The 11234-nt window shown below is 69.2% G+C and carries 13 protein-coding genes; 9 read left to right on the top strand and 4 right to left on the bottom strand.

The window, feature by feature from the left end:
- Positions 1 to 66: 66 nt before the first annotated feature.
- The 4 genes from MBEBAB_RS08970 to MBEBAB_RS08955 all read left to right on the top strand — a co-directional run bounded on the left by MBEBAB_RS08970 (position 67) and on the right by MBEBAB_RS08955 (position 3625).
- On the top strand, positions 67 to 1035 hold the full coding sequence (locus MBEBAB_RS08970; RefSeq protein WP_021697651.1) for a PhoH family protein: 969 nt from the start codon (positions 67 to 69) through the stop codon (positions 1033 to 1035).
- Positions 1032 to 1475, top strand: a complete 444-nt coding sequence (gene ybeY, locus MBEBAB_RS08965; RefSeq protein ID WP_021697650.1) for an rRNA maturation RNase YbeY — start codon at positions 1032 to 1034, stop codon at positions 1473 to 1475. The genes MBEBAB_RS08970 and ybeY overlap by 4 nt, the downstream gene beginning before the upstream one ends.
- On the top strand, positions 1465 to 3135 hold the full coding sequence (lnt, locus tag MBEBAB_RS08960) for an apolipoprotein N-acyltransferase (RefSeq protein ID WP_081703472.1): 1671 nt from the start codon (positions 1465 to 1467) through the stop codon (positions 3133 to 3135). Before ybeY ends, lnt begins: the two co-directional genes overlap by 11 nt.
- Positions 3136 to 3205: 70 nt before the next feature.
- Positions 3206 to 3625, top strand: a complete 420-nt coding sequence (locus MBEBAB_RS08955) for a helix-turn-helix domain-containing protein (RefSeq protein ID WP_021697648.1) — start codon at positions 3206 to 3208, stop codon at positions 3623 to 3625.
- Between the two features lie 6 nt (positions 3626 to 3631).
- On the opposite strand, the gene MBEBAB_RS08950 is transcribed toward MBEBAB_RS08955, so the two are convergent.
- The gene (locus MBEBAB_RS08950; RefSeq protein ID WP_021697647.1) at positions 3632 to 4126 is read right to left on the bottom strand and encodes a hypothetical protein; all 495 of its coding nucleotides are present in this window, start codon (positions 4124 to 4126) and stop codon (positions 3632 to 3634) included.
- A 121-nt stretch (positions 4127 to 4247) separates the two neighbouring features.
- On the opposite strand from MBEBAB_RS08950, the gene coaBC reads away from it, so the two are divergent.
- Together coaBC and dut are read left to right on the top strand one after the other, a co-directional pair.
- Complete coding sequence (gene coaBC, locus MBEBAB_RS08945; RefSeq protein WP_021697646.1) at positions 4248 to 5462, top strand: bifunctional phosphopantothenoylcysteine decarboxylase/phosphopantothenate--cysteine ligase CoaBC; 1215 nt, start codon at positions 4248 to 4250, stop codon at positions 5460 to 5462.
- 10 nt (positions 5463 to 5472) lie between these two features.
- A complete protein-coding gene (dut, locus tag MBEBAB_RS08940; RefSeq protein WP_021697645.1) occupies positions 5473 to 5931 on the top strand; it encodes a dUTP diphosphatase in 459 nt (152 codons plus the stop codon).
- Between the two features lies 1 nt (position 5932).
- Here dut and MBEBAB_RS08935 read toward each other — a convergent pair whose 3' ends face one another.
- Positions 5933 to 7990 (bottom strand): NAD(+) synthase, encoded by a 2058-nt coding sequence (locus MBEBAB_RS08935; RefSeq protein ID WP_021697644.1) that lies wholly within the window; start codon positions 7988 to 7990, stop codon positions 5933 to 5935.
- Positions 7991 to 8108: 118 nt separating this feature from the next.
- On the opposite strand from MBEBAB_RS08935, the gene ftsY reads away from it, so the two are divergent.
- The 3 genes from ftsY to MBEBAB_RS08920 all read left to right on the top strand — a co-directional run bounded on the left by ftsY (position 8109) and on the right by MBEBAB_RS08920 (position 10397).
- Positions 8109 to 9044 (top strand): signal recognition particle-docking protein FtsY, encoded by a 936-nt coding sequence (ftsY, locus tag MBEBAB_RS08930; protein WP_021697643.1) that lies wholly within the window; start codon positions 8109 to 8111, stop codon positions 9042 to 9044.
- Positions 9044 to 9697, top strand: coding sequence for an inner membrane-spanning protein YciB (locus MBEBAB_RS08925; protein ID WP_045319104.1), 654 nt, complete (start codon positions 9044 to 9046; stop codon positions 9695 to 9697). The genes ftsY and MBEBAB_RS08925 overlap by 1 nt, the downstream gene beginning before the upstream one ends.
- 103 nt (positions 9698 to 9800) lie before the next feature.
- Complete coding sequence (locus MBEBAB_RS08920) at positions 9801 to 10397, top strand: MarR family winged helix-turn-helix transcriptional regulator (protein WP_021697641.1); 597 nt, start codon at positions 9801 to 9803, stop codon at positions 10395 to 10397.
- Between the two features lie 4 nt (positions 10398 to 10401).
- On the opposite strand, the gene MBEBAB_RS08915 is transcribed toward MBEBAB_RS08920, so the two are convergent.
- Together MBEBAB_RS08915 and MBEBAB_RS08910 are read right to left on the bottom strand one after the other, a co-directional pair.
- Positions 10402 to 10890 carry a hypothetical protein gene (locus MBEBAB_RS08915; RefSeq protein ID WP_021697640.1) on the bottom strand — a complete coding sequence of 163 codons (489 nt, stop codon included), beginning with the start codon at positions 10888 to 10890 and terminating at the stop codon, positions 10402 to 10404.
- Between the two features lie 72 nt (positions 10891 to 10962).
- Entirely contained in the window at positions 10963 to 11214 is a 252-nt protein-coding gene (locus MBEBAB_RS08910) for a hypothetical protein (protein ID WP_021697639.1), read from the bottom strand.
- Between the last annotated feature and the right edge of the window lie 20 nt (positions 11215 to 11234).

Genomic DNA, 11234 nt, shown 5'->3' with positions numbered 1-11234 from the left:
CGCCCCTGAGCACGACGCCCTCAAGCAGCGAGCGCCCGCGGCGCGAGCGACAGGACGCCAAGCATAATGGCCCGTGAGTCCGAGTTTCTTTCCCTGTCTGACGCGGCCTTTCGTTCGATCATCGGTCCGGGCAGCCGTCACGTCGCCCTGATCGAGGACGCCTTTAAGGTGCTGGTGGAATCGCCCGGGGGCGGGGTGTCCATCAACGGATCGGCCAAGGACCGGGCGGCGGCGAAGCGGGTCGTCGAGACCTTGGCCAAGCGCGCTGATCTGGGCGCCGAGATCACCGAGGCGGACGTGCGCACGGCCTTGGGCGCCCAGCGCTCCGGCGGCAAGACGCCGGAGGGCGTGGCCCTGCCGGTGGGCCGTCGCGGCGCCATCGCCCCCAAGACCCCGGCCCAGGCCCGCTATCTGGAGGCCCTCGCCAAGTGCGAACTGACCTTCGGCGTCGGCCCCGCGGGCACGGGCAAGACCTTTCTGGCGGCCGCCTATGGCGCGTCGCTGCTGCGGCGGGGCCAGGTGGACCGTCTGGTCATCACCCGTCCTGCGGTGGAGGCGGGCGAGAAGCTGGGCTTCCTGCCCGGCGACCTGAACGAGAAGGTGGACCCCTATCTGGCGCCCATATGGGAGGCCCTGAACGAGATCCTGGGCGCCGACGACGTGCGCCGCCGACGGGACAAGGGTGAGATCGAGGCCGCGCCCATCGCTTTCATGCGGGGACGGACCCTGTCCCACGCCTTCATCATCGCCGATGAGGCCCAGAACCTGACCCGTCTCCAGATGAAGATGGTGCTGACCCGTCTGGGCGAAGGCGCGCGCATGGTGGTGACCGGTGACCCCAGCCAGGTCGATCTGGTCAACACCCGGGACTCCGGCCTGCCCCACGCCCTGCGCATTCTCGAGAACGTGAAGGGCGTCGGCGTGCTGCGCTTCGAGGCCGCGGACGTGGTGCGCCACGCCATGGTCGAGCGGATCGTGCGGGCCTATGACGCCGACGCAGCGGCCGCGCGCGGCGGTGACGCGACCGCGCCATGATCGACATCGAGGTCGAGGACGACGCCTGGTCCGGGAGTGTTCCGGATGTGCAGGGCGTCGTTTCCCGGGCGGCCGAACAGGCCGCGCCGCCGGGCGACGTGGTGATCCTGCTGACGGACGACGAAACCGTGCGCGAGCTGAACGCCCGCTTTCGCGGCAAGGACCGCCCCACCAACGTGCTGTCGTTTCCCGCCCCCGAAAACGCCCGGCCCCATCTGGGCGACATCGTCCTGGCCCATGGGGTGTGCGCGGCCGAGGCCCGGGATCAGGGCAAGCCCTTCGCCGACCACCTGAGCCATCTGGTCATCCACGGGCTTCTGCATCTGACCGGGCATGACCATGAAGCGGATGACGAGGCCGAGGCGATGGAGGCGCAGGAGCGCACGCTTCTTGCGGCGCTGGGGATCCCTGATCCGTACCTGTCTCGAAATGACACCTGAAACCGAACCCGCTGATCTTAACCACGCCGAGCCTGACGCGGCGCCGGAGACGGCTGAAGCCGCCCCGCGCTCACGGGGAGGCGCCGTCTGGCTCCGTGTGGGCGCGGCCCTGACGGCGCTGATTCTGGGCGCGGCAGCCGCGGCGTCGCATCCGCCGTTCGGCTTCCTGATTGGAATCCTCGCCTATCCGGCCCTGATGTTGCTGGCCGAGCGGACGCGCACCACGCGCGGCGCCTTCGGTCTCGGCTGGCTGGCGGGGTTCGCCTATTTCTTCATCAGCTGCTGGTGGGTGGCCGAGGCCTTTCTGGTCAATGCCGAGGCCCACGCCTGGATGGCGCCCTTCGCCGCCTCGCTGCTGCCGGCGGGTCTGGCCCTGTTCTGGGGCGCGGCGGTGGCGATCTATCGCCGGTTCCATGTGGCGGGCCACCCGCTCCGGCCGCTGCTGTTCGCGGTGGTGTTCTGCGCCTTCGAATGGCTGCGCGGCACGGTTCTGACCGGCTTCCCCTGGAACCCGGCGGGCGCCGCCTGGGGCGCGGGATCGGCGGCCTCGCAGTTCGCGGCGGTGGCGGGCGTCTATGGTCTCGGCCTTGTCACCGTGGCTGGGACGTCCTTGATCGGCCCGCTGTTCGCGCCGGGACGCCTGAAAACGCGGATCGGCGCGGCGGTGCTGGGGGTGCTGATGATCGCCGTCATGGTCATCGGCGGGGCCTACCGGCTCAGCGTGGCCCGGCCCGAAGCCTCGGACACCACCGTACGCATCGTCCAGGCCGACGTGGAGCAGCAAGCCAAGTGGGACGCGGCCAATTTCGAGGCCATCGTCCAGCGGTATGTGAATCTGACGGCCCGGCCCGGGGCGCAGGTGCCGGACGTGATCGTCTGGCCCGAGGGCGCCTTGCCGGTGACCGCGAATGAGGCCTTCACCGAAGGTTCGCCCGTGGCCGCCGCCATGGCGCGCGCGGTTCAGCCGGGCCAGACCCTGCTGGCGGGTTTCAGCCGCGCGGAGCCGACTCCCGGGGGGGAGTGGCGCTATTTCAACAGCCTCTACGCCCTGTCCGACGCGGGCGAGGCGGGGCTGAGGGTCGAGGCGGTCTATGACAAGCACCGGCTGGTGCCCTTCGGCGAATATCTGCCGCTGGGCGACATCATGAGCCGCACGGGCCTGCGCAGCCTGGTGCATGTGCCCGCCGATTTCAGCGCCGGCCCGACCCCGGCGCCGCTGGCCCTGCCCGGCCTGCCCGATGTGCAGCCGCTGATCTGTTACGAAAGCCTCTATCCCGGCTTCACCCCGGGCGGCGAGACGCGGCCGGCCTGGATCGCCAATGTGTCGAACGACGCCTGGTTCGGACGCACCTCCGGGCCTGTCCAGCACCTGAACCTGGCCAGCTTCCGGGCTATCGAGACCGGACTGCCCATGGTGCGGGCGACGCCGACCGGAATCTCGGCCCTGATCGACCCCTGGGGCCGTGTCGTGCCGGGCAAGCGTCTGGAGCCGGGCGAGAGCGGGGTCATCGACGCGCGCCTGCCCCGGCCGCTGGGGCGGACTCCTTACGCCATAGGGGGCAATCTGATCTTTTTGGGTATGATGATGGCGGCTCTGGCCGGGGGACTCTGGCCTTTCCGCTCCCGGATTTCCCGCGCCAGGAGTCTCTCCGGGAATTAAGATGACTTCTTAGATTTTGAGGCTCATTCAGGCTAAAATCCTGCTCAGAATGCACGGAAGGTGGCGTGACATGGCGCGAGGCAAGGGCGACGAAGGGCCCCATCTGGTGGACCGCCACGTGGGGCGGCGGGTCGAGACGCGGCGCAAGGCGCTGGGCTACAGCCAGAGCCAGCTGGGCGCGGCGCTGGGCCTGACGTTCCAGCAGATCCAGAAATACGAGAAGGGCGCCAACCGCATCTCGGCCTCCAAGCTCTGGGAGATCGCCCAGTTCTTCAAGGTGGAGATCGGCTACTTCTTCGACGGCCTGACCGCCGCCGCGCCGGGGGTGGCCGCGAGCGACACCGTGTCCCTGGACCACGATTATCCCGTGACCCGCCAGAGTCAGGAGATCGCCCGCTTGGCGCCCCGGCTCAGCCTCAGCCAGCAAAAGGCGGCGCTGGCCATGGTTCGTGAACTGGCCGGTGAGCAAAAGGCCGACGCCCAGGACTGAGCGGAATCAACCTGAGCCCGCCGCGCGCGCCTTCTGCTGATCCCAGTAGGCGGGGCCGTCATCCGGCTTGAACATGGTGCGCGGCGTTCCGTCCGAAGTGGCCACCAGGAAGGTGTTGGTCGCGGCGTGATAATAGAGCGTGTCGCCGTTGCCTCGCCGTACGGTCTCGGTCCCGGCGGGTGGGGCGGTGATGAAGGCGTGGGCCTTCTCCACATAATCTTCGGCGGACGCGGCGCTGAAGGCCGCGCCGTTGCGTTCGAACAGCCGCTGGATGTTCTGCTCGGCGGTGTTGCGGCTGTTTGACGTCCAGCGCGCCGGCTCGCCTGAACGCTCGGCCCTGGCGGGTTCAGCCACGACGGCGACGGGCTGAACCGTCGCCTCGGTCGCGGCCTGCTCCGACCGGTCGCGCGTCTCGACCGCGCTGGGCCCGTTGTCGCACGCCGCCAAAGTGACAGCCGCCAGGGCGACGCCGCCCGCCATCCACAGATTGCGCAAGGTCATGAAACCCTCCCTCGAAAACCCGCAGAACGACGTTAGGCACAAAGTTAATGTTCATGCAATGTTCTTGTTCGGTCCTGCTGCGCCCCTCGACGGCGGCGGCGGCGCCCGGTAAGGCGAAGGCATGACCCGGACAGCCCCGAAAATCCTGCTGATCGTCGGCGGCGGCATCGCCGCCTACAAGGCGCTGGAGCTGGTGCGCCTGATGAAGAAGGCGGGCATGACCGTGCGCGCCGTGCTGACGAAGGCGGGCGCCGAGTTCGTCACGCCCCTGTCGCTGGCCTCCCTGACAGGCCACCCGGTGCATCAGGCCCTGTTCTCGCCCGAGGACGAGACCGCCATGGGCCATATCGAGCTGTCCCGCTGGGCCGACCTGATCGTGGTGGCGCCCGCAACCGCCGGTCTGATGGCCAAGGCGGCGAACGGTCTGGCGGACGACCTGGCCTCCACCGCCCTGCTGGCCACCGACAAGCGGGTTCTGCTGGCCCCGGCCATGAATGTGCGCATGTGGGAGCATCCGGCGGTGAAGGCCAATCTGGCGCGCCTGACCGGCTTCGACGGTCTGCACGGCATGGCGGTTGTCGGCCCCGACGACGGCGAGATGGCCTGCGGCGAGTACGGGCCGGGCCGCATGGCCGAGCCCGCCGCGATCCTCGAGGCGGTGCAGGGGCTGCTGGCCGGCGCCGCCGGACGCCCCCTGAAGGGCAAGCGGGCCCTGGTGACCGCAGGCCCGACCTTCGAGCCCATCGACCCGGTGCGTGGCCTGACCAATCGCTCCAGCGGCAAACAGGGCTACGCCATCGCCGCCGCCCTGGCCGATCTGGGCGCCGAGGTGACGCTGGTGTCGGGCCCCACGGCCCTGAGCGCGCCTCCGGGCGTGACGCGCGTGGATGTGGAGACGGCGGCCGAGATGCACGCGGCCTCCATGTCGACCCTGCCCGTGGACGTGGCGGTCATGACGGCGGCGGTGGCCGACTGGCGCGTGGACGACGTGGCCTCCGGCAAGATCAAGAAGGCGCCGGGCGGGCCGCCCATGCTGAGCCTGATCGAGAACCCGGACATTCTGGCGTCGGTCTCCTCGGCCAAGAGCAAGCGCCCCCGGTTGGTGATCGGCTTCGCCGCCGAGACCAGCGATCTGGAGGCCCAGGCGCGGGCCAAGCTGTCGCGCAAGGGCTGCGACTGGATCGTGGGCAATGACGTGTCCGACGAGGTGTTCGGCTCGGACGGCAACGCCGTGACCCTGATCACCAGGGGCGGCGCCAAAGCCTGGCCGCGCCAGTCCAAGGCCGCCGTGGCCCGTGCGCTGGCCGCCCGTATCGCCGAAACCCTGACAGATTGACGGACCGAGAATGACCGAGACCGTGACCGCCCGAATCCTGCGCCTGCCCCACGCCGAGGACCTGCTGCTGCCCGCCTATGAGACCGAGGGTTCTGCGGGCATGGACCTGCGGGCGGCCGTGCCGGAGGACCAGCCCATGACCCTGGCGCCGGGCGCGCGGGCGCTGGTCCCCACGGGGCTGAAGATCGCGCTGGAGCCGGGCTTCGAGGCGCAGGTGCGGCCCCGCTCGGGTCTGGCGCTGAAGCACGGGATCACCTGTCTGAACAGCCCCGGCACCATCGACAGCGACTATCGCGGCGAGGTGGGGGTGATCCTGGCCAATCTGGGGTCCGAGCCCTTCGTGATCCGGCGGGGCGAGCGTATCGCCCAGATGGTCATCGCCCGCCACGAACGGGTGCAGTGGTCCGAGGTGAAGAGTCTCGACGACACCGCGCGTGGCGAAGGCGGCTTCGGCTCCACCGGGCGATAGCTCAGTCCGGGACGTTCGCGTCCAGTTCGTCCAGCCAGACACGCGCCGTGGCGTCCGACGGCGCCCGCCAGTCCCCGCGAGGCGACAGCGAACCGCCGGTGACCACCTTGGGCCCGTTGGGCAGGGCCGAGCGCTTGAACTGGCTGGTCTGGAAGAAGCGGATCAGGAATTTGCGCAGCCACGACTTGATGGTCGCCAGGTCGTACTCGACCTTGTCCGCCTCGGGCAGATTGGCGGGCCAGGCGCCGTGGGTGCGGTCGCCCCACGCCTGATGGGCCAGATAGGCCACCTTGGACGGCTTCAGGCCGAAGCGGGTGATGTAGAACAGGAAGAAGTCGTTCAGGGCATAGGGTCCCACCGTGGCCTGGGTGGACTGGATCGCGCCGCTCTCGTCGGCGGGCACCAGTTCGGGCGAAATCTCGGTGCCCAGGATGGCGTGCAGGGTGGGGGCCGCCTCGGGCCCGACGATCGCCTTGTCGGCCACCCAGCGGATCAGGTGCTGGATCAGGGTTTTCGCCACCCCGCCGTTGACGTTGTAGTGGCTCATGTGGTCGCCCACGCCATAGGTGGCCCAGCCCAGCGCCAGCTCCGACAGGTCGCCGGTGCCCAGCACGAAGGCGCCGTGGTGGTTGGCGAGGCGAAACAGATAGTCGGTGCGCAGGCCCGCCTGAACGTTCTCGAAGGTGATGTCGTGGACCGGCTGACCCTGTGAATAGGGATGGCCGATGTCCTTCAGCATCTGTTCGGCCGCCGGGCGGATGTCGATCTCCTCGCCCGTAACCCCCAGTGCTTTCATCAGGTCCCAGGCGTTGGATTTGGTGCCCTCGGACGTGGCGAAGCCCGGCAGGGTGAAGGCCAGGATGTTCTTGCGCGGCAGGTCCAGCCGGTCGAACGCCCGGCAGGCCACCAGCAGCGCCTGGGTCGAATCCAGACCGCCGGAGACGCCGATGACGATCCGCTCGCCGTTCGTCGCCTTCATGCGCCGCATCAGGCCCTGCACCTGGATGTTGAACGCCTCGTAGCAGTCCTGATCCAGCCGCGCCGGATCGTCCGGCACGAACGGGAAGCGGTCCAGCGGGCGGATCAGGTCGGCGGCGTCTCCCGCGTCCCGGGCCTCGAACAGAACCCGGTCGAAGCCCACGTCCGATTCCTCGCGCCGCGCGCAGTCCGCGAAGGTGCCCGTGCGCAGGCGCTCCAGACCGATGCGCTCCACGTCCACATCGGCGATGATCAGGTGGCTTGCCATGGCGAACCGCTCGCCCGAGGCCAGGCAGGCGCCCATCTCGTGGATCGAGGCTTGGCCGTCCCACGCTAGATCGGTGGTGCTTTCGCCCCATCCGGCCGCGGCGAACACATAGGCGGCCATCGCGCGTGCCGACTGGCTGGCGCACAGCAGCGCCCGCTCGTCGGCCTTGCCGATCACCACATTGGAGGCGGAGAGATTGGTCAGGATGCGCGCCCCGCCCAGGGCCTGGCGGGTGGAGGGCGGCAGCGGGGACCAGTAGTCCTCGCAAATCTCCACGCCGAATACGAAGCCCGGCCTGTTTCCGGCGTGGAACAGCAGCCGCGTGCCGAAGCCGACCACGTCGCCGCCGACGCGAACCCCGGCGCCGTCGTGAAGCTCGTCGGCGGCCGGCGAGAACCAGCGCTTCTCGTAATACTCCCGGTAGTTGGGCAGATAGGTCTTGGGCACGACGCCGCGAATGCAGCCGTTCGCCATAACCACGGCGCAGTTGTACAGCCGCTCGTCGTGGCGGACGGGGGCGCCGGCGATCACCGCCACCCCTGCATCCTTCGTCGCCTCGGCCAGACGGCCCAGCTGGCGGTCCGCCTCATCCAGCAGCGCGTCCTGCATCAGCAGATCGTCGATGGCGTAGCCGGTCAGGCTCAGCTCCGGGAACACCAGCAGGTCGACGCCCTGTTCGCCCGCCTCGGCGATCAGGGCGATGTGCTCGTCCGCATTGGCGACCGGGTCGGCGGTGTGGACCACCGGGGTGGCGGCGGCCACGCGCACGAAGCCGTGGGCGGCGGGGGTGAAGAAGGGGTGCTGTCGGGCCAAATCCGGTGTCCTGATCCCTGTTCCGGGGTTCATGTAACCCCTCAAGCCTTCCCGCGCCATGAATCCGGCTGAACGATTGCGGGTGACGGGGCCGGGCCTTTCCCGCTAGACGGAGCCCATGAACGACACGCCGAAAAAGGGCTGGTTCCAGCGGCTCAGCCAGGGACTGTCCCGATCCTCCAAACAGATGACCGAGCAGGTCGTCTCCTCCTTCGTCAAGGAGCCGCTCGACGAAGCGGCGCTGGAGCGCCTGGAGGAGCACCTGATCGAGAGCGATCTGGGCCCGGCCGCCGCCGCCCGGATCACCGAGCGCTTCCGCGCGCTGCGCTTCGGCAAGACCTCCGACGAGCGCGAGATCAAGGAAGCCCTGGCCGAGGCGGTGACCGCCGAACTGGCGCCGCGCCAGGCCGTGTTCGATCCCCTGTCCGGACCGAAGCCCTATGTGGTGCTGTTCGTGGGCGTCAACGGCTCGGGCAAGACCACCACCCTGGGCAAGATCGCCGCCGACCTGACGGGCAGGGGCGCCAGGGTCATGGTGGTGGCGGGCGACACCTTCCGCGCCGCCGCCCGGGATCAGCTGCGCATCTGGTCCGAACGGGCCGGCGCAGATTTCGAGAGCCGCCGCGACGGCGCCGACCCGGCCGGCCTGGCCTTCGACGCCTTCACCCGCGCCAGAAACGAGGGCCATGACGTGGTCCTGATCGACACCGCCGGCCGCCTGCAGAACAAGCAGGCCCTGATGGACGAACTGCTGAAGATCGTTCGGGTGCTGAAGAAGATCGATCCGGACGCCCCGCACGAAACCCTGCTGGTGCTGGACGCCACGGTGGGGCGCAACGCCTTGGCCCAGGAGCAGATCTTCGGCCGCACGGCCTATGTGTCCGGCATCGTCATGACCAAACTGGACGGCACGGCCCGCGGCGGGGTTCTGGTGCCGGTGGCCCAGGCCTCCGACGCCCCCATCAAGCTGATCGGGGTGGGCGAGGGCATCGAGGATCTGCAGCCGTTCGACGCGCGGGCGTTCTCCCGCCTTCTGGTGGGACTTGAGGACTGATGACGACCGAGCAACCGGCAACGGCAAAGAAGCGCCCCCAATGGATCCGCCAGGCGGTGGATTTCGGGGCCCTGGTCGCCTTCATCGGCGCCTACTTCATCACCCGCGACCTGATCAAGGCCACCTGGGTGCTGGTCATCGCCTCGGCCATCGCCCTGGCGGTCGGCTATGTGGTGGAGCGTCGTTTCGCGCCCCTGCCGCTGATCACCGGCCTGTTCGCCCTGGTGTTCGGGGTGCTGACCATCTTCTTCGACGACGACCTGTTCATCAAGCTGAAGCTGACCATCCAGAATGTGATCCTGGGCGGCATCCTGCTGGGCTCGCTGCCGCTGAAGAAATACCCGTTCAAATATCTCCTGGGCGACGCCATCAAGGTGACAGACCACGGCTGGCGCATCCTGACCTTCCGCTATGGCGCCTATTTCCTGGTGGTGGCGGCGGCCAATGAGGTGTTCCGCAGCGAGGCCGCCGTTCTGGCCATCTGGGACGCTTTCGGTTGGGCCACGCCGGATCCCGACGCGGTCTGGACCAGCTTCCGGGGCATTCTGTGGATCGCCGCCTCGATTTTCGGCCTGTCGCAGATTCCGGTGATCCTGAAGCACATGATCAAGGACGAGCAGCCGGGCCCGGTCAGCCCCGATACAGGCCTGTAGGCTGTGCAAGCCTTCACGGAGCTGTCGCCAAACCGAAACACGGCGCTGCTAACCCTGCCATGAACCGTGCCTTGCACGGATTATCGGTAAGCGGGGTCCCGGCATGGTCAAGGATGGAAAGAAGGCGCGCTCCGGGCCTCTGGACGCATCGCCCAGCCACCTGATGCACCGGGCGCTGCAGCTGGCGCTGGACATCTACGCCGAGGAAGTGGGCGCCGACGGCCCCACCCAGCGTCAGTTCGCGGTGCTGGAGATCGCCTCGCGGAACGAGGGCCTGACCCAGACTGATCTGGTCCGCGCCACCGGCATCGACCGCTCCACCCTGGCGGATCTGGTCGCCCGCATGACGGCCAAGGGCCTGCTGAACCGCGAACGCTCGGTGCTGGACGGCCGCGCCAAGGCCGTCAGCCTGTCGGACGAAGGCCGCGCCCTGCTCGAGAGCGCCCGCGCAAAGGTCGAGGCCGCCGACCGTCGCATCCTGGCGCTGATGCCCAAGGCCAGGCGCGACAGCTTCATGAAGCTGCTGGCCGACCTGGCCGCCGTGGCCGACGCGGGGCCGGACGAAGCCAAGGCCGCCAGACGCGCCGAAAAGCTGGCCCGGAAGGCGGAAAAGGAAGCCCGCAAGGCCGCCGAGAAGGTCCAGAAGACCAAGACGCGCCGCAAGGCGGGTGGTCCCGGCCTGGACGTCCGCGCCGCCTGATCCGTCAGCGGACCTTTCGAGACCGCTCCAGCACCGGCCGCTGCCCCTCGGCGTTCAGGGCGCCGGAAGGCGCGATCCCCGTGTTCGGCGTCGGGTTCAGGCCTTCATCCGCATTGCGGTAGGCGGGGCCGGACCACTGGTTGGCCGTCTTGCGTTTCAGCGCCCTTTTCAGGTTCGCCGTGGCCGCCTTGCCGCGATCGCCCGCCCGGCGGCGGTCCAGCTCGCGGTTCACCCGCTTCATGCCCGCGGACAGCAGGGCTTTCTTCCGATCCGACCCCGTCTCGCCCTCGGTGGGCTTGCCGCCCCGGCTGGCGCTGCGCCGCTGGTCCCGGGCAATATCGCGGGCGCGGTTGCGCCGCTCGCGCAGCCGCTTGGCCAGGTCCCTCAGCTCGTCCTGCTTCATCTCGCGCAGGGCCGGCTGGCGGGCGCGCTCGCACAGTTCGCGTTCGTCCTTGTCGAGATAGCGTTCGTCAGCCTTGCGGGACTGGGCCATGGGGCGTCTCCATTCCTGTTTCTGTTCGGGAATGAAGCGTGTGAACGGCCCGGGTCGTTCCCGAAAACCGGATCAGACGGTGATGTCGAGGAACGAGCCGGGACGGCGCGGCATGTCGGCCTGATCCGCCGCGCGCGCCGCCGGCGCGGCCCGCGGCGCTTCGGCCTTGGGCGCCGGTTGGGCCTGCTGCGCTTCCTGCGCCGATTTCACCCCGGCCAGGGCCTGCTGAAAGAACGCCGCCTGGGCCACCCGCGCGGTCGTGGTGGCCACCGGATGGGTGGCGGCGTGACGCGGAGTGGGCAGGTCGGGGCGAATCGGGCTCATGCCCCGATGGTTAACAGGGC

Origin of the sequence: Brevundimonas abyssalis TAR-001 (genome assembly GCF_000466985.1) — a bacterium.
Classification (GTDB): domain Bacteria; phylum Pseudomonadota; class Alphaproteobacteria; order Caulobacterales; family Caulobacteraceae; genus Brevundimonas; species Brevundimonas abyssalis.
This window is presented reverse-complemented; position numbering and strand designations above follow the sequence as displayed.

Excerpts from the sequence above, each read along its gene's own strand:
- MBEBAB_RS08925 (WP_045319104.1), top strand. The coding sequence starts at position 9,044 with ATGACGACCGAGCAACCGGCAACGGCAAAGAAGCGCCCCCAATGGATC.
- MBEBAB_RS08920 (WP_021697641.1), top strand. The coding sequence starts at position 9,801 with ATGGTCAAGGATGGAAAGAAGGCGCGCTCCGGGCCTCTGGACGCATCG.
- MBEBAB_RS08910 (WP_021697639.1), bottom strand. The coding sequence starts at position 11,214 with ATGAGCCCGATTCGCCCCGACCTGCCCACTCCGCGTCACGCCGCCACC.
- MBEBAB_RS08955 (WP_021697648.1), top strand. The coding sequence starts at position 3,206 with ATGGCGCGAGGCAAGGGCGACGAAGGGCCCCATCTGGTGGACCGCCAC.
- ybeY (WP_021697650.1), top strand. The coding sequence starts at position 1,032 with ATGATCGACATCGAGGTCGAGGACGACGCCTGGTCCGGGAGTGTTCCG.
- MBEBAB_RS08915 (WP_021697640.1), bottom strand. The coding sequence starts at position 10,890 with ATGGCCCAGTCCCGCAAGGCTGACGAACGCTATCTCGACAAGGACGAA.
- dut (WP_021697645.1), top strand. The coding sequence starts at position 5,473 with ATGACCGAGACCGTGACCGCCCGAATCCTGCGCCTGCCCCACGCCGAG.
- MBEBAB_RS08950 (WP_021697647.1), bottom strand. The coding sequence starts at position 4,126 with ATGACCTTGCGCAATCTGTGGATGGCGGGCGGCGTCGCCCTGGCGGCT.
- coaBC (WP_021697646.1), top strand. The coding sequence starts at position 4,248 with ATGACCCGGACAGCCCCGAAAATCCTGCTGATCGTCGGCGGCGGCATC.
- MBEBAB_RS08970 (WP_021697651.1), top strand. The coding sequence starts at position 67 with ATGGCCCGTGAGTCCGAGTTTCTTTCCCTGTCTGACGCGGCCTTTCGT.
- ftsY (WP_021697643.1), top strand. The coding sequence starts at position 8,109 with ATGAACGACACGCCGAAAAAGGGCTGGTTCCAGCGGCTCAGCCAGGGA.
- lnt (WP_081703472.1), top strand. The coding sequence starts at position 1,465 with ATGACACCTGAAACCGAACCCGCTGATCTTAACCACGCCGAGCCTGAC.